The 23,242-nt window shown below is 38.1% G+C and carries 25 protein-coding genes; 13 read left to right on the top strand and 12 right to left on the bottom strand.

Features of this window, described 5'->3' with window-relative positions; all coding sequences use genetic code 11:
* The first annotated feature begins 17 nt into the window (after nt 1-17).
* Nucleotides 18-413 (top strand): hypothetical protein, encoded by a 396-nt coding sequence (locus tag HPE63_RS01945; protein ID WP_188312541.1) that lies wholly within the window; start codon nt 18-20, stop codon nt 411-413.
* On the opposite strand, the gene HPE63_RS01940 is transcribed toward HPE63_RS01945, so the two are convergent.
* Nucleotides 410-1,624: a hypothetical protein gene (locus HPE63_RS01940; RefSeq protein WP_188312540.1), complete on the bottom strand. Its 1,215-nt coding sequence runs from the start codon at nt 1,622-1,624 to the stop codon at nt 410-412. The two genes, HPE63_RS01945 and HPE63_RS01940, sit on opposite strands and share 4 nt — an antisense overlap.
* Nucleotides 1,625-1,693: 69 nt before the next feature.
* On the opposite strand from HPE63_RS01940, the gene tsaE reads away from it, so the two are divergent.
* The 5 genes from tsaE (at nt 1,694) to HPE63_RS01915 (ending at nt 5,038) form a co-directional block, all read left to right on the top strand.
* Nucleotides 1,694-2,110 (top strand): tRNA (adenosine(37)-N6)-threonylcarbamoyltransferase complex ATPase subunit type 1 TsaE, encoded by a 417-nt coding sequence (gene tsaE / locus HPE63_RS01935; RefSeq protein WP_188312539.1) that lies wholly within the window; start codon nt 1,694-1,696, stop codon nt 2,108-2,110.
* Between the two features lie 187 nt (nt 2,111-2,297).
* Complete coding sequence (locus tag HPE63_RS01930; protein WP_188312538.1) at nt 2,298-2,483, top strand: hypothetical protein; 186 nt, start codon at nt 2,298-2,300, stop codon at nt 2,481-2,483.
* 90 nt (nt 2,484-2,573) lie between these two features.
* Nucleotides 2,574-3,269 carry a hypothetical protein gene (locus tag HPE63_RS01925; RefSeq protein ID WP_188312537.1) on the top strand — a complete coding sequence of 232 codons (696 nt, stop codon included), beginning with the start codon at nt 2,574-2,576 and terminating at the stop codon, nt 3,267-3,269.
* Nucleotides 3,270-3,372: 103 nt separating this feature from the next.
* Nucleotides 3,373-4,572: an alanine dehydrogenase gene (locus HPE63_RS01920; protein WP_188312536.1), complete on the top strand. Its 1,200-nt coding sequence runs from the start codon at nt 3,373-3,375 to the stop codon at nt 4,570-4,572.
* Nucleotides 4,573-4,657: 85 nt separating this feature from the next.
* Complete coding sequence (locus HPE63_RS01915; protein ID WP_188312535.1) at nt 4,658-5,038, top strand: DUF4258 domain-containing protein; 381 nt, start codon at nt 4,658-4,660, stop codon at nt 5,036-5,038.
* A 12-nt stretch (nt 5,039-5,050) separates the two neighbouring features.
* Here HPE63_RS01915 and HPE63_RS01910 read toward each other — a convergent pair whose 3' ends face one another.
* Nucleotides 5,051-6,217 carry a proline dehydrogenase family protein gene (locus tag HPE63_RS01910; protein WP_188312534.1) on the bottom strand — a complete coding sequence of 389 codons (1,167 nt, stop codon included), beginning with the start codon at nt 6,215-6,217 and terminating at the stop codon, nt 5,051-5,053.
* Between the two features lie 95 nt (nt 6,218-6,312).
* Between HPE63_RS01910 and aroB the strand changes: the two genes are divergently transcribed.
* A complete protein-coding gene (aroB, locus tag HPE63_RS01905; RefSeq protein WP_188312533.1) occupies nt 6,313-7,374 on the top strand; it encodes a 3-dehydroquinate synthase in 1,062 nt (353 codons plus the stop codon).
* A 108-nt stretch (nt 7,375-7,482) separates the two neighbouring features.
* Complete coding sequence (locus tag HPE63_RS01900) at nt 7,483-7,806, top strand: hypothetical protein (RefSeq protein ID WP_188312532.1); 324 nt, start codon at nt 7,483-7,485, stop codon at nt 7,804-7,806.
* Between the two features lies 1 nt (nt 7,807).
* Here HPE63_RS01900 and HPE63_RS01895 read toward each other — a convergent pair whose 3' ends face one another.
* The 3 genes from HPE63_RS01895 to HPE63_RS01885 form a co-directional block, all read right to left on the bottom strand.
* Nucleotides 7,808-8,329 carry a DinB family protein gene (locus HPE63_RS01895; protein WP_188312531.1) on the bottom strand — a complete coding sequence of 174 codons (522 nt, stop codon included), beginning with the start codon at nt 8,327-8,329 and terminating at the stop codon, nt 7,808-7,810.
* Nucleotides 8,330-8,396: 67 nt separating this feature from the next.
* Nucleotides 8,397-8,876, bottom strand: a complete 480-nt coding sequence (locus HPE63_RS01890; protein WP_188312530.1) for an Lrp/AsnC family transcriptional regulator — start codon at nt 8,874-8,876, stop codon at nt 8,397-8,399.
* Between the two features lie 120 nt (nt 8,877-8,996).
* A complete protein-coding gene (locus HPE63_RS01885; RefSeq protein WP_188312529.1) occupies nt 8,997-10,103 on the bottom strand; it encodes a M14 family metallopeptidase in 1,107 nt (368 codons plus the stop codon).
* A gap of 291 nt (nt 10,104-10,394) precedes the next feature.
* On the opposite strand from HPE63_RS01885, the gene HPE63_RS01880 reads away from it, so the two are divergent.
* The 3 genes from HPE63_RS01880 (at nt 10,395) to HPE63_RS01870 (ending at nt 12,029) form a co-directional block, all read left to right on the top strand.
* Nucleotides 10,395-10,772, top strand: a complete 378-nt coding sequence (locus tag HPE63_RS01880) for a helix-turn-helix domain-containing protein (RefSeq protein WP_188312528.1) — start codon at nt 10,395-10,397, stop codon at nt 10,770-10,772.
* Between the two features lie 73 nt (nt 10,773-10,845).
* Nucleotides 10,846-11,223 carry a DNA topoisomerase IV gene (locus HPE63_RS01875; protein WP_188312527.1) on the top strand — a complete coding sequence of 126 codons (378 nt, stop codon included), beginning with the start codon at nt 10,846-10,848 and terminating at the stop codon, nt 11,221-11,223.
* 2 nt (nt 11,224-11,225) lie between these two features.
* Complete coding sequence (locus tag HPE63_RS01870) at nt 11,226-12,029, top strand: TerC family protein (RefSeq protein ID WP_188312526.1); 804 nt, start codon at nt 11,226-11,228, stop codon at nt 12,027-12,029.
* Between the two features lie 9 nt (nt 12,030-12,038).
* Here HPE63_RS01870 and HPE63_RS01865 read toward each other — a convergent pair whose 3' ends face one another.
* The 7 genes from HPE63_RS01865 to HPE63_RS01835 all read right to left on the bottom strand — a co-directional run bounded on the left by HPE63_RS01865 (nt 12,039) and on the right by HPE63_RS01835 (nt 20,953).
* The gene (locus HPE63_RS01865) at nt 12,039-12,995 is read right to left on the bottom strand and encodes a sterol desaturase family protein (RefSeq protein WP_188312525.1); all 957 of its coding nucleotides are present in this window, start codon (nt 12,993-12,995) and stop codon (nt 12,039-12,041) included.
* Between the two features lie 57 nt (nt 12,996-13,052).
* Complete coding sequence (gene mscL, locus HPE63_RS01860; protein ID WP_188312524.1) at nt 13,053-13,484, bottom strand: large conductance mechanosensitive channel protein MscL; 432 nt, start codon at nt 13,482-13,484, stop codon at nt 13,053-13,055.
* 12 nt (nt 13,485-13,496) lie between these two features.
* Nucleotides 13,497-16,175 carry a DNA gyrase/topoisomerase IV subunit A gene (locus HPE63_RS01855; RefSeq protein WP_188312523.1) on the bottom strand — a complete coding sequence of 893 codons (2,679 nt, stop codon included), beginning with the start codon at nt 16,173-16,175 and terminating at the stop codon, nt 13,497-13,499.
* A gap of 25 nt (nt 16,176-16,200) precedes the next feature.
* Nucleotides 16,201-18,060, bottom strand: coding sequence for a DNA topoisomerase IV subunit B (locus HPE63_RS01850; protein WP_188312522.1), 1,860 nt, complete (start codon nt 18,058-18,060; stop codon nt 16,201-16,203).
* A gap of 190 nt (nt 18,061-18,250) precedes the next feature.
* Nucleotides 18,251-19,150, bottom strand: coding sequence for a DMT family transporter (locus HPE63_RS01845; protein WP_188312521.1), 900 nt, complete (start codon nt 19,148-19,150; stop codon nt 18,251-18,253).
* A gap of 116 nt (nt 19,151-19,266) precedes the next feature.
* Nucleotides 19,267-20,361 (bottom strand): redox-regulated ATPase YchF, encoded by a 1,095-nt coding sequence (ychF, locus tag HPE63_RS01840; RefSeq protein ID WP_188312520.1) that lies wholly within the window; start codon nt 20,359-20,361, stop codon nt 19,267-19,269.
* A 238-nt stretch (nt 20,362-20,599) separates the two neighbouring features.
* Nucleotides 20,600-20,953, bottom strand: coding sequence for a 4Fe-4S dicluster domain-containing protein (locus tag HPE63_RS01835; RefSeq protein WP_188312519.1), 354 nt, complete (start codon nt 20,951-20,953; stop codon nt 20,600-20,602).
* A gap of 87 nt (nt 20,954-21,040) precedes the next feature.
* On the opposite strand from HPE63_RS01835, the gene HPE63_RS01830 reads away from it, so the two are divergent.
* Nucleotides 21,041-22,099 (top strand): acyl-CoA reductase, encoded by a 1,059-nt coding sequence (locus HPE63_RS01830; protein ID WP_188312518.1) that lies wholly within the window; start codon nt 21,041-21,043, stop codon nt 22,097-22,099.
* Nucleotides 22,100-22,172: 73 nt separating this feature from the next.
* The gene (serC, locus tag HPE63_RS01825; protein ID WP_188312517.1) at nt 22,173-23,237 is read left to right on the top strand and encodes a 3-phosphoserine/phosphohydroxythreonine transaminase; all 1,065 of its coding nucleotides are present in this window, start codon (nt 22,173-22,175) and stop codon (nt 23,235-23,237) included.
* The last annotated feature ends 5 nt before the right edge of the window (nt 23,238-23,242 follow it).

Genomic DNA, 23,242 nt, shown 5'->3' with positions numbered 1-23,242 from the left:
TTATAATTTTTGGCATTATGCTTAAAACCATTGACCGTTTAATGCAGTTTATCAAATATGCGGGTTTGAGTGCCCGGCAGTTTGACCTCTCTATAGGTGCGAGTAATGGGTATATCTTGCGTATGCAAAAGAACAATGCCTCTATCGGCAGTGATGTTATAGAAAATATTCTAAAAACGTATCCCCACCTAAATGTTAATTGGTTGATTACTGGCGAAGGTAAAATGCTCAAAGAGAATGAAGAAGAGTTGATTTTGGATTTTGAGGAGCTGCCCAAGGAAAAACAAACTGAGATTGAGCAAATAATCGAAGCTAAAATCAAGGAAAGACAAGAAGAGGAGCTAAAACGACTTTTAAAAGAAGTAACTGAAGAGATTGAACGTACACAAAAGAAATTGGGAAAAAAGGGTTAGTTTTTTGTTTTTAATTGTGTTAAAAGTTCTTCCCTTATTTTAAAAAGGGCAGCTATTTTTTCTTTACCTTTTTCTTCCTTATTATCTTTTTTCTTTAAATATTCCAAAACCTGTTTGTTTCTTTTCGTTTCAGAATCCTTTCCCACTTTCTGCAAGAGTTGTTCAATTTCTCCTTCTATTGTATTGTAAATATCTAAAATTTTAGACTGATAATTTATTGTTTTAGATATCAGCAATAGAAAAGCAATAATTATTATAATCAAAGGGAGTGCCTGAGAAAACCAAATTTCATCTATTCGAGTTGATTGTACAGCCTCCCATAATTGATAAACAGTTAAAATAATTGGGGATAATATGGCAAATCGCCACCAGTTGTGGGATGTGATAAACCAAATAATAGTAGGTATCAAAATGCAAATTTTGGATCCTACAAACCAAATAAATAAAGAAACATCATGAAAGCCGTAGCTATCAATAGTGAACCAAAATAATTCAAATTTCTTCGTGTTCTCTGGAAAAAACCATGCAGAATAATAGATGAAAGGTATCAAAACCAATACGAATATTATTAAAAAATCAAACTTCCTTACCTGTATTCCCTTCTTTTTGGTGATAAAATATCTTTCAAATTTTCCTTTAATTGTCAAATTAATAAAATAAAAACTTCTTAACTTTTCCTCTATAGGAATCACCTTGTTATAATCTATAAATGAGGAAGTTTTATTGCTAAATTGTCTAAATAGGTTTTTATATTCAGATGTTGACCAGTTTCTAAAGGAAGCATTAAGTCGATTAGATAAGTTATATTTTTCTAAATAACCTTGTATAAAAATAAGAAGGGGAAAAATCACTAGCATACCAAGAACCGAATATAAAAACCTGTTCTCAACAATAACATTTCGCAGCTCCAATGATAATCCAACGAAAGTATCTATCCAAAGAGCTAAAGGAACAAAAATGAAGAAGCGCCACCAAAAATAATTGTTCAAAAACCATAGCATCAATAATGATATTGGAATTAACTTGTTAAGTAATAACCATGTGTATACAATATTGCTCTGAAAATCATGGTGAAATTCATAGCCCAAGATGACAAATGAATTTGTATTATCATCAAAAAATAAATGCAAATAAATTAAAAATGGGAGAAATATGACCAAAACAGCCATTGCAATATCCCAAATAAACTTTCTTTTCCAAAAAGAACCCATTCTAATATATCTTTGTGGTAATTGTAAAGTTAAATTTTGTTTTAGAAATGAAAGTATTTATTTGATGAAATGAAGAAAATCACCTTCAAAGAAAGCCAGATTCATAAGGTGGCTGATAAACTGATTCAACAAGTACCTTCAAAAATCCTATGTTTCCATGGTGAAATGGGCGCGGGTAAAACCACTTTGATAAAGGCGATTGTACGGCAATTGGGCAGCGCGGGTGAAGCGAGTAGCCCTACTTTTGGTATTGTTAACGAATATCAGGATCAACATGGTCAGGTTTTGGCCTATCATTTCGATTTTTATCGCTTGAATGATGAGCATGAGGCCCTTGACCTGGGCATTGAGGATTATTTGTATCGGGATGTTTGGATTTTTATGGAATGGGCTGAAAAAATCAAATCGCTCATACCGCCGGATGCTACGGAAATAATCATTAAGGTAATGGATGAATCTACACGAACGCTCATCCTCCCGGAATAGACTTGGGCGGCAAACGACACCGACTTATTTTTTATTGTATACTTTTCGATGAATGACATTTTAATCGATAAAATGTCCTTTTTTGACGTTTAAATGTGTGTTTTTTTCGATAAACGGTAATTTATTTCGATTATTTTTCCTACATTGCGGCTATAATTGTCCAATTTCTAACTAAAAACCTATCAGAATGAAAATGAAGAGACTACTTTTTGGCCTTTTGGCATGTGGTGTATTAATGGCTGTTTCTTGTGAACCTAATTCAACAGCTGAAGAAGATCAACTGTATAATCAGGAAACAATTGATAGAACTAAAATAAAGGTGCCCACCAATGGTATAGATAGAACTAAAATAAAAGTGCCAAGCGCCGGATAAATTAATCATTTTATCGATTAATAGGGGTTTCTACATACTAGAAGCCCTTTTTTTTTGTTATAAAATCAGCAATGACCTAGCATAGTGAAGATGTCGAAGAAAACGAAAAACCCGGACCAAAATTCTCGAAAGAGAAAATCAAGAAGCATATTAATTGGTAGTATTGTCGCGATTCTCATTGCGATTACACCTTATATTTTCTATACATATAGATCTTTTCCTACAGGTAATACTCTAGATCTTTCATTCATGGTTTATGAAAGTAAATACCAAGAAAGTATCACAACTGTTATGTGGCTTTTTATGGCCAAATTCGTGCCTTTGATTTTACTTGTCTTGTGGTTTTTTACTTGTAAACATTGGTGGTACCATGTTATATTGATTCCCATTGCAATGTATGCTTTCCAAATTGCTTCACTATTGTATGAAGATAGATATTTGGATGAGGTGGAAATCTATTGGTTACTTCCTATTATGATGGTTATTATTCCGTTTGTTTATTTCATAAGGGTTAAATTGTTTGACAAACATGTTTTAGGAATCGATTTGGAAGAAATGGAAAAAGAGTTGAACAACTACAAACAGAATGAAAAGAAAAGTCAACACAACAACATAGACTCAATAGATATTGAGGCTCTAGATTCCGAGGCGAGAGTTGAGGATAACGTATATAATTACGAATCGCTCTCAGATTATCTCAATACTACCTTTTCTACCAATAATATTGAAAGAAAGTTAAAAAACTTCCAGGACAGTCTAAAAGGTTGGCTACACTTGAAATTCTAATACAATTCCATTACATCCTAGGTACATAAAAATAGGTTTGGATTTCATATTAAAGTTGTAAATTTACTTTTTTCGCTTTTTTTTGCGATAGAAAGTAGATTCTATGAAGCAACCCACCTCGCCATTTAGCAAGCAACAATTGTTGCCACAAGAAGAAACCCTTGAAGTGTTAAAACAAAAAGGGGAGCTTTTTATCGGCATACCCAAAGAGAACCAATATCAAGAAAAACGAATATGTCTTACCCCGGACGCGGTCAATGCCATTACCGCACATGGTCACCGGGTACTCATAGAATCGGGTGCTGGCGAAGGGGCACATTTTACCGATATTGAATATACCAATGCCGGGGCCGAGGTAACCAATGATGTAAAGAAAGTCTTCGGATGCCCTTTAATACTAAAAGTAGAGCCCCCTACCCTTTCAGAGATTGAAATGCTGAATCCACAGACCACGATTATTTCAGCCCTTCAGATCAAGACACAACAGAAAGCGTATTTCGAAAAAATGGCAAAGAAACGTTTAACGGCCATTGCTTTTGAATTTATAATGGATGAGGATGGTAAATACCCAGCCGTACGTTCCTTGAGTGAAATTGCTGGGATTTCCTCGGTGCTTATAGCGGCTGAACTCATGGCGGCAACCAACAAAGGAAATGGTCTTATGTTCGGCAACATTAGCGGCGTACCACCGGTCGAAGTGGTTATCATAGGCGCAGGTACGGTGGGTGAATTTGCAGCACGATCGGCCATCGGTTTAGGGGCTAACGTTAAGGTTTTTGATAACTCCATCACAAAGTTAAGAACCATTCAGACCAACCTCGGTCAAACTGTTTATACTTCTACCATTCAACCAAAGAACCTAATCAAATCATTAAAAAGATGTGATGTGGCCATTGGTGCTGTCCGGGGCAAGGAGCGTGCACCCGTTGTAGTTTCAAATACCATGGTAGAACATATGAAGAAAGGTGCGGTTATTATTGATGTAAGTATTGATATGGGAGGTTGTTTTGAGACCAGTGAAGTTACTGATCACAATAAACCCACCATCGAGAAATACGGGGTTATACATTATGGTGTTCCCAATATTCCCTCGCGCTATCCAAAAACCGCTACAATTTCAATCAGCAATATTTTCACCCCTTACCTTTTGAAATTAGGGGAAGATGGCGGATTGGAAAATTCCCTTCGTTTTGACAAAGGGCTTCGGAATGGCCTCTACTTATATCATGGCATACTCACGAGCAAAGCCGTAGGTGAATGGTTCGACCTTCAATATAGTGACATTAATTTTTTGATTTTTTAAACCCTTCCAATCGTTAAAAAACAAATCATTTGGGAACAAAACCCTATCTTACGCTTTCGTTTTTTTTAACCTTTTTTATTTTGTTATGGCCTTTTTAAAACGTTTGGGTTTCTACCTTTTCGGACTTTCTATCGGACTTATTTTTTTAAGTATTTTCCTTAGAAAAAAATCTGAAGCTACCGGGGTCGAGTTTTGTTACTTCCCAAATTGCAGAACATTGAAGGATATTCGTTCCAAACCCCTTACCTATTCGGGGGATATACGTGCAATGATGGATAACGAACAATTGGATTCCCTCATGATCTCTTATTTCCTAACCGACGGGAAGGTAGATTTTAAAAACAGCGATACAAAGTCGAAACCTTGTAGAACGTATATCATTGAAGCTGATGTAAACAAAAAAAAGGCAGTAATGACGGTCCGAAATTGCCCGGACAGTTCGCTCATAGATAAGGTGAAATTTTAAATAAACTAAAAATCACATATTTCTACGCTTTCTTTCCTTTTTCAATAAGGAAAGTTCCCGACTAGTCTGCCCAGCTACCGAAGTATTTTCCTCGGCCCTTCGGATCAAATATGGCATAACGTCCCGTACTGGGCCAAAAGGAAGGTATTTGGCGACATTGTAACCCTGGGCCGCAAGGTTGAATGAAATATGGTCACTCATACCATATAATTGACCGAACCATATTCTTTCATCCGAATTGGAAAGCCCTTTTTCTTTCATTAAATCCATTAGGTAATAGCTGCTTTCCTCATTATGGGTTCCTGCGAATAGTGAAATGGTGTCTAGCCTATCCAAAATATATTTGTTACAGGCATCATAGTTCTCATCGCTTGCCTTTTTGGTAGGGCACATAGGTGTTTTGTAACCTTTTTCCTCTGCCCGTTCATTTTCCTTTTCCAAGTAGGCACCCCGAACTGTCTTTATGCCTATTTTGAATCCCTCTTTCTGGGCAGATGCATATAATTTTTTCATATAATCCATCCTATCCCAGCGATACATCTGTACCGTATTGAAGACTATGGTTCTTTCCTTATTGTATTTACGCATCATATCTTCGACCAAGCGGTCCGCTGCGCCTTGCATCCAACTTTCCTCTGCATCGATCAATAAAGAAACGTTTAAATCGTGCGCTTTTTTACAAGTTTTATCAAAACGCTTAACCACCCTGTCCCACTCCGCCTGTTCCTTATCATTTAGTGCCTTTCCCTCGGTAACTTTAACAAATAGTGCCATTCTACCAAATCCGGTGGGTTTAAATACGGCAAATGGAATCGCATCCTTCTTCTTTACAAAATCCAAAATTTCCAAGGTTTTGGCCAAGGCATTATCCAATGGATCCTCGTCTTCTTTTCCTTCGACCGAATAATCGAGTACCGAACACACTCCTTTTCCCCACATCTTATCGACAACAGGCATACAATCGGCCTCACTTACCCCACCACAAAAATGATCAAAAACCGTAGCGCGTATTAAACCATCTACCGGAAGATGGGCCTTTAAGGCGAAATTGGTCATAGCCGTACCAATACGGACTAGCGGTTCATTAGCAATCATTTTAAATAAGAAATAAGCTCGCTCTAATTCGGAATCTGATTTTAAAGCAAATGCGGTTGAAGTATCCTCAAAAATTCGCTCCATTTTTAGGTATTGTTTAACAGATCAAAGATAATCACAGAATTTGTATTCCTATCAATAAAAATAACGTTTATTTTGTGTTTTAGAAGTATTCAAATATGGAATCGATAACAACTTCCTCTTATAGTGTTCATTTTAATGAAAAGGCCTTTGCCCGATTAAAGGAATTACTTGTGGTAAAGTCTTATTCAAACGTATTCGTTCTTGTAGACGAAAATACCAAAGCCGATTGCTTGCCTGTTTTTAAGAAGGAAATGTTAGATGATATTTCCTTTGGGTTAATTGAAATAAAATCAGGGGAAGTCCATAAAAATATTGAGTCGTGCAACCAAGTTTGGCTGACCTTGTCAGAAATGGATGCAGACCGGAAGAGCCTGTTGATCAATCTAGGTGGCGGAGTGGTTACCGATTTAGGTGGGTTTGTTGCGTCTACCTATAAAAGGGGCATTGATTTCATTAATATTCCCACTACCCTTTTATCTATGGTCGATGCCTCGGTTGGGGGAAAGACAGGTGTAGATCTTGGTTCATTAAAGAATCAGATCGGTGTGATCAACCAACCCCAAATGGTCCTTATTGTCACGGACTTTTTACAAACACTCGATGATCGTCAAATGAATAGTGGTTTTGCGGAAATGTTGAAACATGGACTTATTCAAGATGCTGGGTATTGGAATGAACTTAAAGCCTTGAAAACCCTTGATCATGTGCACCAATATATATACACTTCGGTTTCCATAAAGAATAAGGTGGTGCTCGAAGACCCCACGGAACAGCATCTGAGAAAAATCTTGAACTTTGGTCATACCCTAGGTCATGCAGTGGAATCCTATTTTCTTGAAAGTAGTGATAAGGATACCTTATTACATGGTGAAGCCATAATTGTGGGCATGATTCTGGAGGCCTACCTATCGAACAAGCTGACAGGGCTTCCTCTTGACGAGCTTCAGGATATAAAAACAACATTTTTAAATCGCTATAAAAAAGTTGATTTTACGAATGAGGATATTGAAGCAATTCTTTCCAATCTGAAATTCGATAAGAAGAATACCCATGGAAATATCAATTTTGTGCTTCTGAAAGCAATAGGTCATCCTGTGATCGATGTTAAAATACCCAACGAATTATACTTGGAGGCTTTCGCATACTACAAAGATTAAGTGCTTCATATACTAAAATGATCGGTTTACAACTCTTTGGGTTTCCACATTGGAATTATGGCTAGTTTAGAAGTAGTTATTTAAATGAAACCATAAAACCGACCTACCATGCTTCGTAAACTTATCGATTACAAAAAACTTGACCATGATTTAGCGGCACGACTTATTGAAACATATCCTGATGGTTATGGTGATGAGGACCTTATCACCTTTAAAAATGTACAAGGGGAAATTATTGAAACCGTTGAACTAAAGACCGATGATACCATCTATTTGGTCAAAATAAGCAAGTGCCTCGCAAATTTCATCTCGAATTTTGAAGAAAACCTGGAGAAAGAGTTGGAAACAAAGGAAGATAGCTCCTATGAGGATGAACTTTCTATAGATGAAATGAATATGCACTCTGAAGAAGAATATAACGAGGATGCTTAGTCTATAAACCTAAGTACTTTAGTCGTATCACATTCCTATGGTGTTTTTGGTGGCCACATATAATGAAACCCAATGCGGCAACGCTCATGGGGCCATCACTGACCTCCCCTATTTCACGAAGAGTCTTTGGGTTCATATTGGAAAACAAGGCAATCGTTGATCTGCGCACGATGACATATTCCTCAATAATACTTTTTTTGGTCCTTTGACCGGCATTTGAATTTGGTACAAATAAATCCTGGTCAAAACCAGGCAAAGGTGTCTTATCACCTCGCATCAACCGTAAAGCCCTATATTGAAAAATCCGTTCCGTATCCAAGACATGCACCAAGACTTCTGCAAGGGTCCATTTACCCTTCACATAGGAATATCCGAATTTTTCTTCCGGAAGGCTGTCTAAAAATTTAGGGAAGTTGCCTAATTGCTTGACTAGAATATCGAACAATTCTACATCCCCCAAAACATCCAAGTAGGGTTGATAAAAAGGACTATATTCCACAACATCGAGTTCGGTGATCCTCATAAGAGACATACTAAAAAATCCCAAAAATAAAGGTCTTTGGGATTTGTATTGTTAAAACAAATATTTATCACATTTCATTGAAAATCATATGCATCAAACGTTTTTTATCATTGATGCTCTCTTCCAGTGAAATCATGGTTTCTGTTCTACTAATCCCATCAATATCATCAATTTTAAAAATGATGTTCTTCGCATGGTTCGTATCCTTGGCCCTAATCTTACAGAAGATATTGAATTTACCGGTTGTAATATGGGCAACAGTAACATTGGGAATTTGCTCTAAACGTTCCAATACAAATTTTGTCTGATGCGTTTTTTCTAAAAATATGCCTACATAGGCGATAAAGGCATACCCCAGCTTTACATAATCCAAAGTGAGGGAAGAACCGCGAATGATTCCCGCCTCCTCCATTTTTTTAACTCTCACATGCACCGTACCTGCTGATATTAATAGTTTCTTGGCTATATCGGTAAAAGGGGTTCTGGTATTTTCGATTAACATATCCAGAATCTGGTGGTCTATTTCGTCTAATTTAACTTTTGTCATGGTCACATATTATTTTGGGCAAAAATAAGTAATTAAGAAATTAAACATAATAAAAGATGCTTATTTTTAACAAAAATGTAATTTATTATTGTTTTCGAGGTTATTTATGCAATAATGGGTTTATAATTCGTTCCAAAAAGACTCCGATTTCAAGGATGCAAAATCACTTTCATTTGAACAATCAAAGGTTTTGTGCCCAAAACAATCCTTGAGACTTCCAACCTTTTCCACAACGGGATCAAAAGCAATCTTCCCGTTCTGAAGGACTTCCTTATAAAGCAAGGCTATAGTAGCTCCCTTTTTATATTTTTTGGGCTCAATGAGGTGCGCGTTTCTTATTAGAATATCGTAAAACAATTTATTGTTATCGGGAATGTTGAAATAGGCTTTCTCGTCTAGCGATTTTAAGGTTTTCTCTGAAATTGTCTGTAATGCGCTAACCATTGCCATAAATATAAACCTTCGCGTTTCTTCACGGTCATAGTCTTTTGGATAATGACCAGCTTCGAACAGTATGGTTGGTACATTTAGCATTTGAAATGTGTCTCCGACACAATTCGCATTAAATCCATCATCATATCGGCCAATTTGACCAGGTATTAATTTCTGGAGTACTTGGTCCATAGCTACGATCAAACGCATACTTTTCGCCCTGGATTCTGAAATACTTCGATTTTCATCGAAGGCAGGGGCTAAAAATGAGATTGTTGCAGGTTTTGGAGTATTCCCTACGTTGAATATTGTTCGCTGCCCATGTAGATTAAAACAAAAGTCTGGATTAAAATCTTCAAAGCAGTTTCTTAATATCTTACTTTCAGGCTGGCTTCTATCCTGCGCATCCCTATTCAAATCGACCAGATTCGCATTCAAGCGCGTATAGGCTTTCGCCCCATCAGGATTGAGCATAGGTATGATCTTAATCGTACAATTTTTTAAAATGGTAGGAAATAATTCTAAATCCGTGCCGAATACATTGAGTAGATCAAAAATCGCCTTGGTAGTGGTCGATTCATTACCATGCATTTGGGACCACATCAAGATTTTATTCATACCATGACCAAAAGTAATGGAGTGGATTGGGAGACCATTTACCGAACGTCCAATTTCGGTTACCTTAAAACTATTTGACAGATACCCTAGAAGAACGGAAATATGCTCGTAGGTAATGTATCTTCCATGAAGTGCATTTTCTTTAATCGACTCATAGTGAATATGTGATAGTTCCATGTTCGTTTTTTTGCATTGGTTACAAATGTAATATCAATATAAATTACATTTGTAACCCATTCTATTTACATAAGTAAACTTTAAAACAATTTTCCGAAGCTTATTAATAACATGTGTAAACAAAAAAGAAGTAACTATTTTTAATTTAGTAAAAATGTTATTAATATACTCTATTCCAATATTATATATGTTTTTATATAAATTAAATATTTAATAATATTAGATTAATAATAGGAATTTAAGGGATGGTTTTCCGCTCTTTTTGTTATTTTTATATTCTATTGAATTACAATGGTAAACACTAGTGATTTTGTAAAACGGTTGGAAACCATACTTAGGCATTATGATCTATCTGCCGCAGTTTTTGCCGATAAGATCAATGTGCAACGATCAAGTATTTCCCATTTACTTTCAGGTAGAAACAAGCCCAGCTTAGAATTTGTTTTGAAGTTGGTCAAAACTTTTCCTGAAGTAAATCTATATTGGCTATTAAATGGCAAGGGTGAATTCCCCCAGACTGAAGAAGGCTTGCCTAAAGTATCAGACCCTGCTCCTAGTACTTATTCGACAAAAGACGATGGTCCACTGCCAAAATCCACATCCGAAAAAACCATTGAGAAAATAGTCATTTTCTACGATGATGGCACCTTTCGATCATATAATGGTTAAGAAGATTTCCCAAAAACGATTTTATTTGAAAAGCTAATATGCTATATGCCACTAAATTCTTTATTTTGTGCCTATGCTAAAAAGAATTAAAATATTATTGGTCCCTTTACTGATTTTCAGCGCCTGTTACCAACCCCAGAGGGACTGTAAGGCCTATAAAGATGGGAAATTCACGTTCACTTCGATTATAAACGACAAGGAGGTAAGCACTACGTTTATACGAAAAGGCAATTTGGAAATCGACTATTTTGAAGGAAAAGCAGATAGCTCCTCTGTTCGCTGGATCAATGATTGTGAATATATCGTAAAAAAATTGCGCCCCAGAAACAAGTTTGAGGAAAAATCGGTTCACATGAAAATATTGTCAACCACGGATAATTCATATACATTTGATTATAATATTGTTGGAGACAGCAATAAATCAAGAGGAATAGCTATAAAAACCAACTAACCATGTTCGAAATATTGACAAGTCCTGATGCCTGGGTGGCATTACTGACACTAACATTTTTAGAAATTGTATTAGGAATCGACAACATTGTCTTTATATCCATTGTAGCCAATAAACTGCCACAAAAAGACCAGCGAAAAGCCACTAACATAGGTTTGCTTCTGGCCATGGTACAACGCATTATTCTCTTATTCGCGATATCTTTTTTGATCGGGCTGAATAATCCGTTTTACTTTGTACAGACTTCCTGGTTTACGGCGGGTATAAGTGGGCAGGCCATTATCCTTTTTGTCGGAGGCCTATTCCTATTATATAAAAGTACGTCGGAAATTCATGAAAAAGTTGAACTTCCGGAACACGATGAGGATGCTGTTAAATCAAAGAATATAACCAGCTTTTCAAAGGCTATTGTACAAATTGTTATCATCGATTTTATTTTTTCCATCGATTCGATTTTAACTGCGGTCGGAATGACCAACGGCATTGGCAATAAACCAGCCGATGCATTAATATTAATGGTCATTGCCGTAGTAATATCCATAATCATCATGATGGCATTCGCAAACCCTATCAGGGTATTTATCAACAAACATCCATCGATGCAATTACTGGCACTTTCATTTTTAATCCTGATCGGTTTTATGCTGATAGCAGAAGCGGCCCATTTAAGCCATACGAAATTCTTTGGTCAGGAAATCGGGGCTATACCAAAAGGGTATTTGTACTTTGCCATTGCATTTTCATTACTCGTGGAGTTTTTGAATATAAAAATGCGGAAAAAAGAGACTCTAAAAGAACAAGGTTAAAACCTATGATTAATTAGGTCTTGAATATACGATATTGGGGTTTCTATCTTTCTCTTTTCTGAATAAACGCTGTTGCTGTTTTACGGTCAAGGTACTGCCATCGGGACTCCAGCCTGGAGGGCCGAAAATGTACATGAAAGCATGGGAAAGCTTCTTGGATTTTTTAACATCGTTCCAGATATCCTTGAATTCATGGGTAAGGATAACTATTGGGTTATAGGACTGAGGCGCATGAATTACCCCATATTTAACATCGATATTATCATCTAATGCTTTCCAAGTACCGAATATTTTATCAAAAATATTTAAGAACCCACCATGGTTTTTATCCAAATATTCCACATTCTGGGCATGATGCACTTGATGCATGGTATGGGTGTTGAATATTTTTTCTAAAATTCCTAATTTGGGCACATATACCGTATGCAATTGAAATTGCCACAAGGCCTCTATTCCTAGACACACTACTACCATTTCAGGAGGAAAGCCCAAGGCCGGCAACCACATATAAAACAGAGGTTTATATAATATGGTAAACCATCCGTTTCTTACCGCAGTTCCCAGATTAAAGTTGTCCGATGAGTGGTGTACAATATGCGCCGCCCATAAAATCCGAATTTCATGATTGGCCCTATGGAACCAATAGTAGGTGAAATCATCGGCCAATTGACACAGTAGCCAAATATACCATGCATACCCGAATGATTCGTAACCCATGATATTGGTTCTGATGCCATCGACCAAAGGGTTGAACAATTCATAAGTATACTCGAAAATGACAATTGCTGAAATCACTTTGATCAAGGGGGCGATAATAGCAGAGCCTACACCCATAAAACCACTTGCGAATAGGTCTTTCCATTCATAGAGCTCGTCATCTCCATGGGTTTTACTATAAGTCAATTCCAATAGGATAAATGCAATAAAACAGGGTACTCCGTATACCAGGGGGTTGGTAAAATCCATATTTCTTAAATTAGTTCAAAGGTACGGTATAAAGTTATACTCCTGCAAATCGCCTTATTAATCTTTATTTTTTGTGAGAATCTCATTCTGTTCTTTCATGAGTTTTTCCAAATTCGCCAATAATTCGATATTCTTCGGGGTTGTTTCTTCTTTATTGGAAGGATCCTCTGCTTTACTTCGGAATCGGTTCATGAATTTAATGACTACAAAAATAGTAAAGGAAATAATCGCAAAATCAACCAATACCTCGATCAATTCCCCATAGCCAATGGCCACCTCGCCTATATCGCCACTTGCCTCCCGTAGTACATACTTTTTTTCGCCCAGTTGAACATTCTCTGTCAACAAGGAAAAAGGGGGCAATATCACTTTTTTAACTAGGACATTTACCACTTGATTGAATGCAGTGCCAATTATGATACCTATGGCCATATCGATCATATTGCCCTTTATCGCAAAATCCTTGAATTCCTGTACAAAACTTTTCATAGAAATCTGTTCTTAAAATAAGGCTGTCTGTCCTTCCCCATCAATTTCAGGATCTTGATCATCATCGGTCTTACCTTTTGGGGTTTTATTCGATGCCAAACTCATATCCTCTTCATCAACCACTTCAATTTCATTGGCCTCCGGCGCTTCGGGCTCCTCATAGGGTAAAGGATCTAATAAATTTATGTTCTTCACCTTTTCCGTTGTCAATTGATTTCCTAAAGCTTTAATTCCCTTAATCGATATAAAATCCTCTAAGTCAACGATTAAATTTGGTTTAGCATCCTTGCCTCTAGGTTTTGAGAATTCTATTTCAACAACAGGACGCCAATCGGTAGAAACCAACTCTAAATAGGATTTAGGATGTTCTGAAATAAACATATCTTCCCGATTTCCCTGGTCTATAAGAAATCGTTTTACATAAAACCGCTCTTTTTCGCCTTCCCAATAAATGGCTGAAATGGGTTTATGAGGGTTCCATTTTTCAAGAATAATCATATCATCCTCAAATCGGGAGGTCAAGGTAGGTTGAACAGTTTTCGCCATTCCTTTTTGATTGACGATCAACAAAAGGTCATCTCCCCGAAATTCACCGAGAAGCTCGCCCCTGCCGTCTACATTAAGACGACGTACCACATCATCGAACCAAATTTTACGGGGTTTCAATGTCGAAACTCCTTTCTCCTTGAGTTCAATCCGTTTAACAGTATATTTTGTGACGATATTCCCTTTGGAAGCCCTTCCTTTTATAAGAACATCGGCAAAATCTATATCCCATTTCAATTTTTTAATACTTCCAGCCTGACGTAGGTTTACCGTGACCACCTCTGCCTCTCCATTGGGATTGGCCGAAAAATAATACACCAATGAATTCGCCTTGCCCGGCGTAAGGTCGTACAACCTATCACGGGTTACACTGGTGACATTGAATCTTTTAATGTATGTAGGGCCACCCTTGCCATCCCTATAGATCATATTATAGGTGGTACGTTTGTCTTTTTTCTTAAAAACAGCTACATGAATAATATTCTTGCCGATAAAAGTCTTACTGTCTACCTTGGTCACCATGGCCTTGCCATCCTTGGTAAATACAATGATATCGTCAATATCGCTACAATCGGTAACATACTCATCGCGCCTCAAAGAAGTACCCACAAAGCCTTCTTCCCGATTTACATATAGTTTGGTATTCCGAATGACCACTTTGGTAGCCTCGATATCATCAAAAATCCTAATCTCGGATTTACGCCCACGATCCTTACCGTACTTTGCTTTAAGGTTTTTGAAATAGTCTATCGCATAATCAATGAGGTTTTCCAGGTGATTCTTTACCTCGGCAATACTCTGCTCTAAACTATCAAGATGTTGTTGCGCCTTATCGATATCAAATTTGGATATCCTTTTGATTCGGATTTCGGTCAATCGAACAATATCCTCTTCCGTAACCGCCCGTTTTAAATGTTTGGTATGCGGTTTCAATCCTTTATCGATTGCAGAAATAACACCTTCCCAGGTCTCTTCTTCCTCAATATCCCGGTAAATACGGTTTTCGATAAAAATACGCTCTAAAGAAGCAAAATGCCATTGTTCTTCAAGTTCCGATAATTTAACCTCTAATTCGGCCTTCAATAATTCGACCGTAAGGTCAGTAGATTGCCGCAACATATCGGAAACCCCAATAAAAAGCGGCTTATTATTCTCAATAATACAACCTAGTGGCGAAATGGAAGACTCGCAAGCCGTAAAAGCATAAAGCGCATCTATGGTTTTGTCGGGGGATATACCGCCGGGTAAATGCACAAGAATTTCGACATCGGCTGCGGTATTATCCTCGATTTTCTTGATTTTTATTTTGCCTTTATCATTTGCTTTTAAGATAGAATCTATTAAAGAAGAGGTATTAGTACCGTAAGGTATTTCATTTATAATCAATGTGTTCTTATCTTTTTGAGATATTTTTGCTCGAACACGGATCTTGCCACCACGCAGTCCATCATTATATGCACTTATGTCGATGATACCTGCTGTTGGAAAATCAGGATACAACTGAAAACGTTGTCCCCTTAAATGCTTTATAGAAGCATCTATCAATTCATTGAAATTATGCGGTAACACCTTGGTCGATAGCCCTACTGCAATACCTTCTGCCCCTTGGGCCAAGAGTAAGGGAAACTTTACAGGTAAATTTACCGGCTCTTTTTTACGTCCATCATAGGAAAGCTGCCATTCTGTAATTTTTGGGCTAAAAACCACCTCTAAAGCGAACTTCGATAAACGTGCTTCTATATATCGCGAAGCAGCGGCCCTATCCCCTGTGAGTATATTACCCCAGTTCCCTTGGGTATCGATAAGCAAGTCTTTTTGACCAATCTGGACCATAGCATCCGCTATGCTCGCATCGCCATGAGGGTGGTACTGCATGGTATGCCCAACGACATTGGCCACTTTATTATAGCGTCCATCATCGAGCTCTTTCAGTGCGTGTAAAATTCTACGTTGAACCGGTTTAAAACCATCCTCGATCGCAGGTACCGCACGTTCTAAAATAACATAGGAAGCGTAGTCTAAAAACCAATCCTTATACATGCCCGTAACCTTGGTCAGAGCATTGTTGGTATCCTCAATATCAGTGCTGTCTTCGGTGGGTGAATTATCGTTTTGTGCTTCGTTTAGCTCTTCATTATCTTCCATAAAGAAAGAATCGTATTATCTTGATTTATAATTGGTTTTCTTCTATTAAGTCAATTTCAACTTTAAGGTTGTTAATGATGAATTCCTGACGGTCGGGCGTGTTTTTACCCATATAAAATTGCAATAAGTTCTCAATAGACATGGCCTTGTCTAACATTACCGGTTCTAAGCGAATATCTTCCCCTATAAAGTATTTGAATTCATCCGGGGAGATTTCCCCCAGACCTTTAAAACGGGTAATTTCAGGTTTCCCAGTCAACTTTGTGATTGCCTCCCGGCGTTCCTCTTCGCTATAACAATATATGGTCTCCTTTTTATTGCGAACCCTGAACAAGGGGGTTTGCAAAATATAGAGATGGTTCTCTTTGATCAATTCTGGGAAAAACTGAAGGAAAAACGTAATCAACAAGAGTCGAATATGCATGCCATCAACGTCGGCATCGGTGGCAATTACAACATTGTTATATCGCAGTTCTTCCATTGATTCCTCGATATTCAAGGCGGCCTGTAATAGATTGAATTCCTCGTTCTCGTATACGATTTTCTTCGACATACCGTACGAATTCAAAGGCTTACCCCTTAAGCTGAATACGGCTTGGGTATTCACGTCACGTGATTTGGTAATGGACCCAGAAGCTGAATCCCCTTCCGTGATGAACAGGGTACTTTCCAATCGACGATCATTCTTCATATCGCCTAAATGAACCCGACAATCCCTTAATTTTTTATTATGAAGGCTTGCCTTTTTTGCACGATCCCGAGCTAATTTTCGAATACCTGAAAGCTCTTTACGCTCTTTCTCGGCCATCATAATCTTTCGTTGCAATTTTTCAGCGGTTTCGGGATTTTTGTGCAGATAATTATCCAAGTACTTCCCTACAAAATCATTGATATAAGTCCGTACTGTCGGAAAATCTCCTCCCATGTCGGTAGATCCCAGCTTGGTCTTGGTCTGGCTTTCGAATACCGGCTCCATTACCTTTATGGAAATAGCCGAAATGATGGATTTTCGAATATCACTGGCATCATAGTTCTTTCCATAAAAATCACGTATGGTCTTCACCAAAGCCTCTCGAAAGGCGGATTGGTGCGTCCCGCCTTGTGTGGTATGCTGACCATTGACGAACGAATGGTATTCTTCATTATATTGGGTTTTGCTATGGGTAATTGCAACCTCAATATCCTCCCCTCTTAAATGGATTATAGGATATAAAAGGTCCTCGGCATTATTATTATCTTCCAATAAATCTTTCAGCCCGTTTTCGGAATGGAATTTTTCCCCATTAAAAACAATGGTCAAACCCGGATTCAGATACACATAGTTCTTGAGCATGCGCTCTATATACTCGTTTCTGTACTTGTATTTCTTAAAAATGGCCTCGTCTGGAGTGAAGGATACCTTCGTGCCTTTTCGTTTAGATGTTTCGATCGGTCCTTCTTCCGACACCAGATTCCCTTGACTGAATTGGGCGGTCTTCATCTTGTTATCCCTTGAGGATTGCACTTCAAAAAAACTTGATAGTGCATTGACCGCTTTGGTACCAACTCCATTTAGTCCGACCGATTTTTTAAAAGCACGACTATCGTATTTTCCGCCTGTATTCATCTTTGATACTACATCCACAACCTTTCCCAATGGAATTCCACGGCCATAATCACGGACTTTTACGACATTATCCTTAATAGCGATTTCGATGGTCTTGCCTGCCCCCATTACAAACTCATCGATACAGTTATCAATGGTTTCTTTTAGTAGAATATAGATGCCATCATCAGCCGATGAGCCATCTCCCAATTTTCCGATATACATTCCTGGTCGTAAGCGAATATGCTCCTTCCAGTCAAGTGATCGAATATTTTCTTCTGTATATTGGGACTCAGCCATAGTTCATCGGGGATTACCCCCGCTAATATAAAATTTCAAAGCAAAATTCAAAGCTTTTGGCTCGGAAAGTAATCAACAACGAAAATACCAATTTTGTTCATATAATTCAATGTAAGTAATCCTAAATGTTATGGATCCGGCGTACTTCAAAAACCAAATACATAAAACCGAAGACCCTTTTTGCTCGTTGTTAGGACCCTTTTTTTCCTGAAACCAAGGAAACCCCGGCAATGACAATAATCATTCCGAAAATCTGAAACAGTGAAATTCGCTCATCAAGAAAGAAAAAAGCCAGTATTATAGTTGATACTGGGCCTAAACTCCCAAATATGGAAAAGGTCGAAGCCCCTAATCGGCCTATAGCCGCCGAAACTAAAAATGATGGCACCAAAGTGGAGAAAATAGCCATGGCCAAACCCAATATATATACCTCATTAGGATAGTTGGAAAGATGGAATCCGTTTACCAAGAGATAATGCAGCATTATGCATAAAGTGGAAACGATCATAGCATAAGAGGTAAATTGTATTACCCCGAATTTAGGGATTAGCCAACCACTGCCAACCAAATAAGAAGCATAGGTAAACGCGCTTAAGAAAATTAACGTTCCTCCCAGCAGTACCGAAGTATCATTCATGGCAACCTCATCCCAAAACGTAATAAATATACCGATATAGGTGATTATGATAGCCAGGGTCTGAATCTTGGTTATTCGTTTTTTAAAGAAGAACCATGATAACAGAACTACCATAGTCGGGTAAATAAACAAGATAATACGTTCCAAGCCGGCTTTTAAATGCTGCAGGCCCATAAAATCGAAAAGACTGGCCAGATAGTACCCTACAAAACCAAAAAACAAGATCCACAAATAGTCTTTCGTGGTAATTACTTTTGGATGTAAGGGTTTTTTCCAAAAGGCAATAAGGAGATAAAAAGGAAAGGCGAACCCCATTCGGAACAACAAAAGTGTTAAATGGTCAATATCATAGGCATAGGCCATTTTCACCATGACCGCTTTGGCGGAAAACAATACAATTCCTGTTATGGCGAACAATATGCCACTTCCTGAGGCCGACGCTTTTATAACCATCCGGCCAACCTATAACTTTCGATTTTAAAGATGAAAACCGAACGATTCGAAATACAATACCCAAAGTAGATATCTACGTATCACGGTCATTCCATTAGAATACGAGGAATTGAAATTTAAACGTTGAATCTAAAATGCATAACGTCCCCATCCTGAACGATATACTCCTTTCCTTCAACACGCATTTTACCGGCTTCCTTTACTTTGGCTTCACTACCATAGGTAATATAGTCCTCATAAGAGATTACCTCGGCCCTAATAAACCCTTTTTCAAAATCGGTATGAATCACTCCTGCTGCTTGGGGTGCGGTAGCACCCACGGGAATGGTCCATGCCCTTACTTCCTTTTCACCTGCGGTGAAATAGGTTTCCAAGTCCAATAACCGATAGGCGCCGCGAATCAGTTTGGCCGAACCAGGTTCGGACAGCCCTAGATCTTCCAAAAACATTTGGCGTTCTTCATACGTCTCCAATTCCGTAATATCAGCCTCTGTACCTACCGCAAGGACGACCACTTCCGCCTTTTCATTCGCTACCGCAGCTTTTACCCTTTCTACATATTCATTGCCCGATACAGCAGCCTCTTCATCTACATTGCAGACATACATCACGGGTTTGTCGGTGATAAACTGTAAAGGGGTTACATACTCCTTTCGTTCATCCTTTGAAAGCGTTATTGCACGAACTGAGACACCTGCCTCTAAGCCTTTTTTGACTTTCATTAAAGCGGCTTCCTCTTTTTGGGCTTCCTTATTCCCTGTTTTTGCGGCTCTTTTAACCTTATCCAATTTTTTATCTACAGTTTCAAGGTCTTTCAACTGTAACTCCATATCAATGGTTTCCTTATCCCGAATAGGGTCCACCGAACCATCAACATGGACAATATTGTCGTTGTCAAAACAACGGAGTACATGAAGAATAGCGTCGGTTTCTCGAATATTTCCCAAAAATTGGTTCCCGAGTCCCTCCCCTTTGCTTGCCCCTTTTACCAGTCCGGCAATATCAACGATTTCAACGGTTGCTGGCAATACACGTTCAGGATGAACTATAGCCTCTAATTTCTCTAATCTTGAATCAGGAACATTGACCACTCCGATATTAGGCTCTATGGTACAAAATGGAAAGTTCGCACTTTGCGCCTTTGCATTAGACAAACAATTGAATAAGGTGGACTTCCCCACGTTTGGTAATCCTACAATACCTGCTTTCATATTTTTTAGTTGTTAGAGCCAAGAAACAAAAGCCTAGACTACTCATTTTCTTAATTCGGCTGCAAATATAATCGTTCGGAGTACACTAGGGAAATTTGCTTCGAATAATTAACCAACCAGCATGGTATAAATCTCATATTCTCGCTAAAACAAGTACATACGGGAAAATATGCGTTTAAGCAAAGTTTGTATTTTTAGTCTTAGCTTTCGATTCGAAAAGCGAAGTGGTCATAAAGGTCTATCCATCTGGGTGCATGAACTTTTGCTTGGCTAACAATTGGGTTTCGGTTTCCACATGATCTTCATCGGGCACACAACAATCCACGGGGCACACCGCCGCACACTGGGGCTCATCATGAAACCCTTTACATTCCGTACATTTATCAGGGACAATATAATAATATTCATCGCTAACAGGTTCTTGAACATCTTCTGCATTGACAGCACTACCATTGGGCAACACAACATCTCCTTTTAATGATGTGCCATCACTATAACGCCAATCATCAGCAGCTTCATAAATTGCCGTATTTGGGCACTCTGGTTCACAAGCCCCACAGTTTATACACTCGTCTGTAATAATAATAGCCATAATTTTCTTTTTCTTTTAAACTGAATTAACAATAGCATGCTTATTTTTGCCCAAAGGTAAACCCTTATTCATTTCTTTACAAATAGTATGGTCGACCAGACAAAAAGAATAAAATCATTTGCAAAACTTGGGGAATTCTTTCGAGAGTTTTCTGATTCCCAAAAAATTGGAAACATTGCACCCTTGGAAAACCATTGGCATTCCAAATTGGAAGAAGTGATTTTGTTAGCCGGACATAAGAATGGATGGTTCACCAAGGAGAATATCCTCTTCGCATTGGAAAGCTGGGGAAACATTCTTACGGAAGATAATCTTACGAATTGGATATCACGTTATGACGTTAAAAAAAACATATCCAAATCGGTGGCCTTGATCATGGCCGGTAATATTCCTTTAGTTGGTTTCCATGATTTTCTTTCGGTGATCCTAACAGGGAACAGGGCAGTCATTAAACTATCTTCCAACGATAACGTATTGTTACCTTTCATCTCCAAATATTTGATATCAGAGGAACCGTCCCTTAGAGAGGAAATCGAATTTTGTGAAACTAAATTGGAAAACTATGATGCAGTAATAGCGACTGGAAGTGACAATACAGCCCGTTATTTTGAATATTATTTTGGCAACAAACCCCATATTATACGTAAGAATCGCAATTCTGTGGCGGTACTCACCGGAAATGAAACCAAAGAGCAGCTAAAAGGATTGGGGGAGGATATTTTTCGATACTACGGTTTGGGATGCAGAAGTGTATCCAAGGTATTTGTTCCCAAAACCTATAATTTTGATGCTTTTTTTGAAGCCATATTCGATTATAACCCCATTATAAACCAAGCTAAATACGCGAACAACTACGATTATAACAAGGCAGTTTATTTAATGAGTGAATTTAAACTTTTGGATAACGGATTCTTAATGCTTAAGGAGGATAATAATTACGCATCACCCATTGCAACCTTGTTCTATGAGGAATACCAATCATTGGACCAACTTAAAAAACGTATTGAATTGGAAAAGGAAAAAATCCAATGCGTCGTATCCAATGGCCTTTTTGACGATGAAGTGGAGTTTGGCTTTACTCAAAAACCAGGATTGTATGATTATGCCGATGGTGTCGATACTGTTGAATTCCTGTTAAAAACATAGTCCAATAAAATTAAAAACATACTGGTAGTTCCCATATAATTCATGACCTTTGAATTCTAAATTTATAGTACAAATGAAAAAACATAATTTTAGTGCCGGCCCTTGTATTTTACCGCAAGAGGTGTTTCTAAAAGCCTCTGAGGCTATAATGGATTTTAATGGATCAGGTCTCTCCCTTATCGAAGTTTCACATAGAAGCAAGGATTTTGTCGAGGTTATGGATAAAGCCCGCGCACTTTCTCTTGAACTGCTCGGTCTAGAGGGTAAAGGCTATCAGGCCTTGTTCCTTCAGGGCGGTGCAAGCCTACAGTTTCTCATGGTGGCTTATAACCTGCTCGAAACAAAAGCGGGGTACTTGAATACGGGAACATGGAGTAGCAAAGCGTTAAAAGAGGCTCGTCTTTTCGGGGAAGTGGTCGAAGTTGGTTCTTCCAAGGATGAAAATTTCAACTATATACCTAAAGGCTATACCATCCCTAAAGGATTGGATTATCTGCATTTAACCTCTAACAACACCATTTTCGGCACCCAACTGAAAAAATTCCCTAAGGTCGAAATCCCTTTGGTCTGTGATATGAGTTCGGATATCTTTTCTAGACAATTGGATTTTTCACAGTTCGATTTGATTTATGCCGGGGCACAAAAAAATATGGGCCCAGCTGGTACTACTTTGGTCGTGGTCAAGGAAGATATACTTGGGAAAGTGACAAGGGAAATTCCTTCCATGTTGGATTATAGCGTACATATCAGTAAGGATAGTATGTTCAATACGCCTGCTGTATTTGCCGTTTATACTTCAATGTTGACATTGGAGTGGCTGAAGAACTTGGGCGGCATTTCCGCCATTGAAGAAATCAATGAAAAAAAAGCGCAGTTGTTGTATTCAGAAATTGATTTAAATCCACTTTTTGATGGCTATGCCAATAAAGAAGATCGTTCTAATATGAACGCTACCTTCAATTTAACGGAGGACAAATTAAAGGATACTTTCGACACGATGTGGAAGGAAGCAGGAATCAATGGAATCAACGGGCATCGTTCCGTTGGTGGGTACAGGGCTTCTATGTACAATGCAATGCCCCTTGAAAGTGTTGGTGTTCTTGTTGATGTTATGAGTGAAATGGAACGAAAAGGTTAATCAAT

The organism is Maribacter arenosus (genome assembly GCF_014610845.1).
GTDB classification, from domain to species: Bacteria; Bacteroidota; Bacteroidia; order Flavobacteriales; family Flavobacteriaceae; genus Maribacter_A; species Maribacter_A arenosus.
The sequence above is the reverse complement of the archived record's forward strand: the minus strand, read 5'-3'. Positions and strand labels throughout refer to the sequence as shown.

Coding starts and splice junctions, on each gene's coding strand:
- HPE63_RS01895 (WP_188312531.1), bottom strand. CDS start 8,329: ATGAGGATCACCGAACTCGATGTTGTGGAATATAGTCCTTTTTATCAA.
- tsaE (WP_188312539.1), top strand. CDS start 1,694: ATGAAGAAAATCACCTTCAAAGAAAGCCAGATTCATAAGGTGGCTGAT.
- HPE63_RS01875 (WP_188312527.1), top strand. CDS start 10,846: ATGCTAAAAAGAATTAAAATATTATTGGTCCCTTTACTGATTTTCAGC.
- HPE63_RS01835 (WP_188312519.1), bottom strand. CDS start 20,953: ATGGCTATTATTATTACAGACGAGTGTATAAACTGTGGGGCTTGTGAA.
- HPE63_RS01920 (WP_188312536.1), top strand. CDS start 3,373: ATGAAGCAACCCACCTCGCCATTTAGCAAGCAACAATTGTTGCCACAA.
- HPE63_RS01900 (WP_188312532.1), top strand. CDS start 7,483: ATGCTTCGTAAACTTATCGATTACAAAAAACTTGACCATGATTTAGCG.
- HPE63_RS01830 (WP_188312518.1), top strand. CDS start 21,041: ATGGTCGACCAGACAAAAAGAATAAAATCATTTGCAAAACTTGGGGAA.
- HPE63_RS01855 (WP_188312523.1), bottom strand. CDS start 16,175: ATGGAAGATAATGAAGAGCTAAACGAAGCACAAAACGATAATTCACCC.
- HPE63_RS01865 (WP_188312525.1), bottom strand. CDS start 12,995: ATGGATTTTACCAACCCCCTGGTATACGGAGTACCCTGTTTTATTGCA.
- HPE63_RS01880 (WP_188312528.1), top strand. CDS start 10,395: ATGGTAAACACTAGTGATTTTGTAAAACGGTTGGAAACCATACTTAGG.
- HPE63_RS01945 (WP_188312541.1), top strand. CDS start 18: ATGCTTAAAACCATTGACCGTTTAATGCAGTTTATCAAATATGCGGGT.
- HPE63_RS01870 (WP_188312526.1), top strand. CDS start 11,226: ATGTTCGAAATATTGACAAGTCCTGATGCCTGGGTGGCATTACTGACA.
- HPE63_RS01940 (WP_188312540.1), bottom strand. CDS start 1,624: ATGGGTTCTTTTTGGAAAAGAAAGTTTATTTGGGATATTGCAATGGCT.
- ychF (WP_188312520.1), bottom strand. CDS start 20,361: ATGAAAGCAGGTATTGTAGGATTACCAAACGTGGGGAAGTCCACCTTA.
- aroB (WP_188312533.1), top strand. CDS start 6,313: ATGGAATCGATAACAACTTCCTCTTATAGTGTTCATTTTAATGAAAAG.
- HPE63_RS01915 (WP_188312535.1), top strand. CDS start 4,658: ATGGCCTTTTTAAAACGTTTGGGTTTCTACCTTTTCGGACTTTCTATC.
- HPE63_RS01885 (WP_188312529.1), bottom strand. CDS start 10,103: ATGGAACTATCACATATTCACTATGAGTCGATTAAAGAAAATGCACTT.
- serC (WP_188312517.1), top strand. CDS start 22,173: ATGAAAAAACATAATTTTAGTGCCGGCCCTTGTATTTTACCGCAAGAG.
- HPE63_RS01850 (WP_188312522.1), bottom strand. CDS start 18,060: ATGGCTGAGTCCCAATATACAGAAGAAAATATTCGATCACTTGACTGG.
- HPE63_RS01925 (WP_188312537.1), top strand. CDS start 2,574: ATGTCGAAGAAAACGAAAAACCCGGACCAAAATTCTCGAAAGAGAAAA.
- mscL (WP_188312524.1), bottom strand. CDS start 13,484: ATGAAAAGTTTTGTACAGGAATTCAAGGATTTTGCGATAAAGGGCAAT.
- HPE63_RS01845 (WP_188312521.1), bottom strand. CDS start 19,150: ATGGTTATAAAAGCGTCGGCCTCAGGAAGTGGCATATTGTTCGCCATA.
- HPE63_RS01890 (WP_188312530.1), bottom strand. CDS start 8,876: ATGACAAAAGTTAAATTAGACGAAATAGACCACCAGATTCTGGATATG.
- HPE63_RS01930 (WP_188312538.1), top strand. CDS start 2,298: ATGAAAATGAAGAGACTACTTTTTGGCCTTTTGGCATGTGGTGTATTA.
- HPE63_RS01910 (WP_188312534.1), bottom strand. CDS start 6,217: ATGGAGCGAATTTTTGAGGATACTTCAACCGCATTTGCTTTAAAATCA.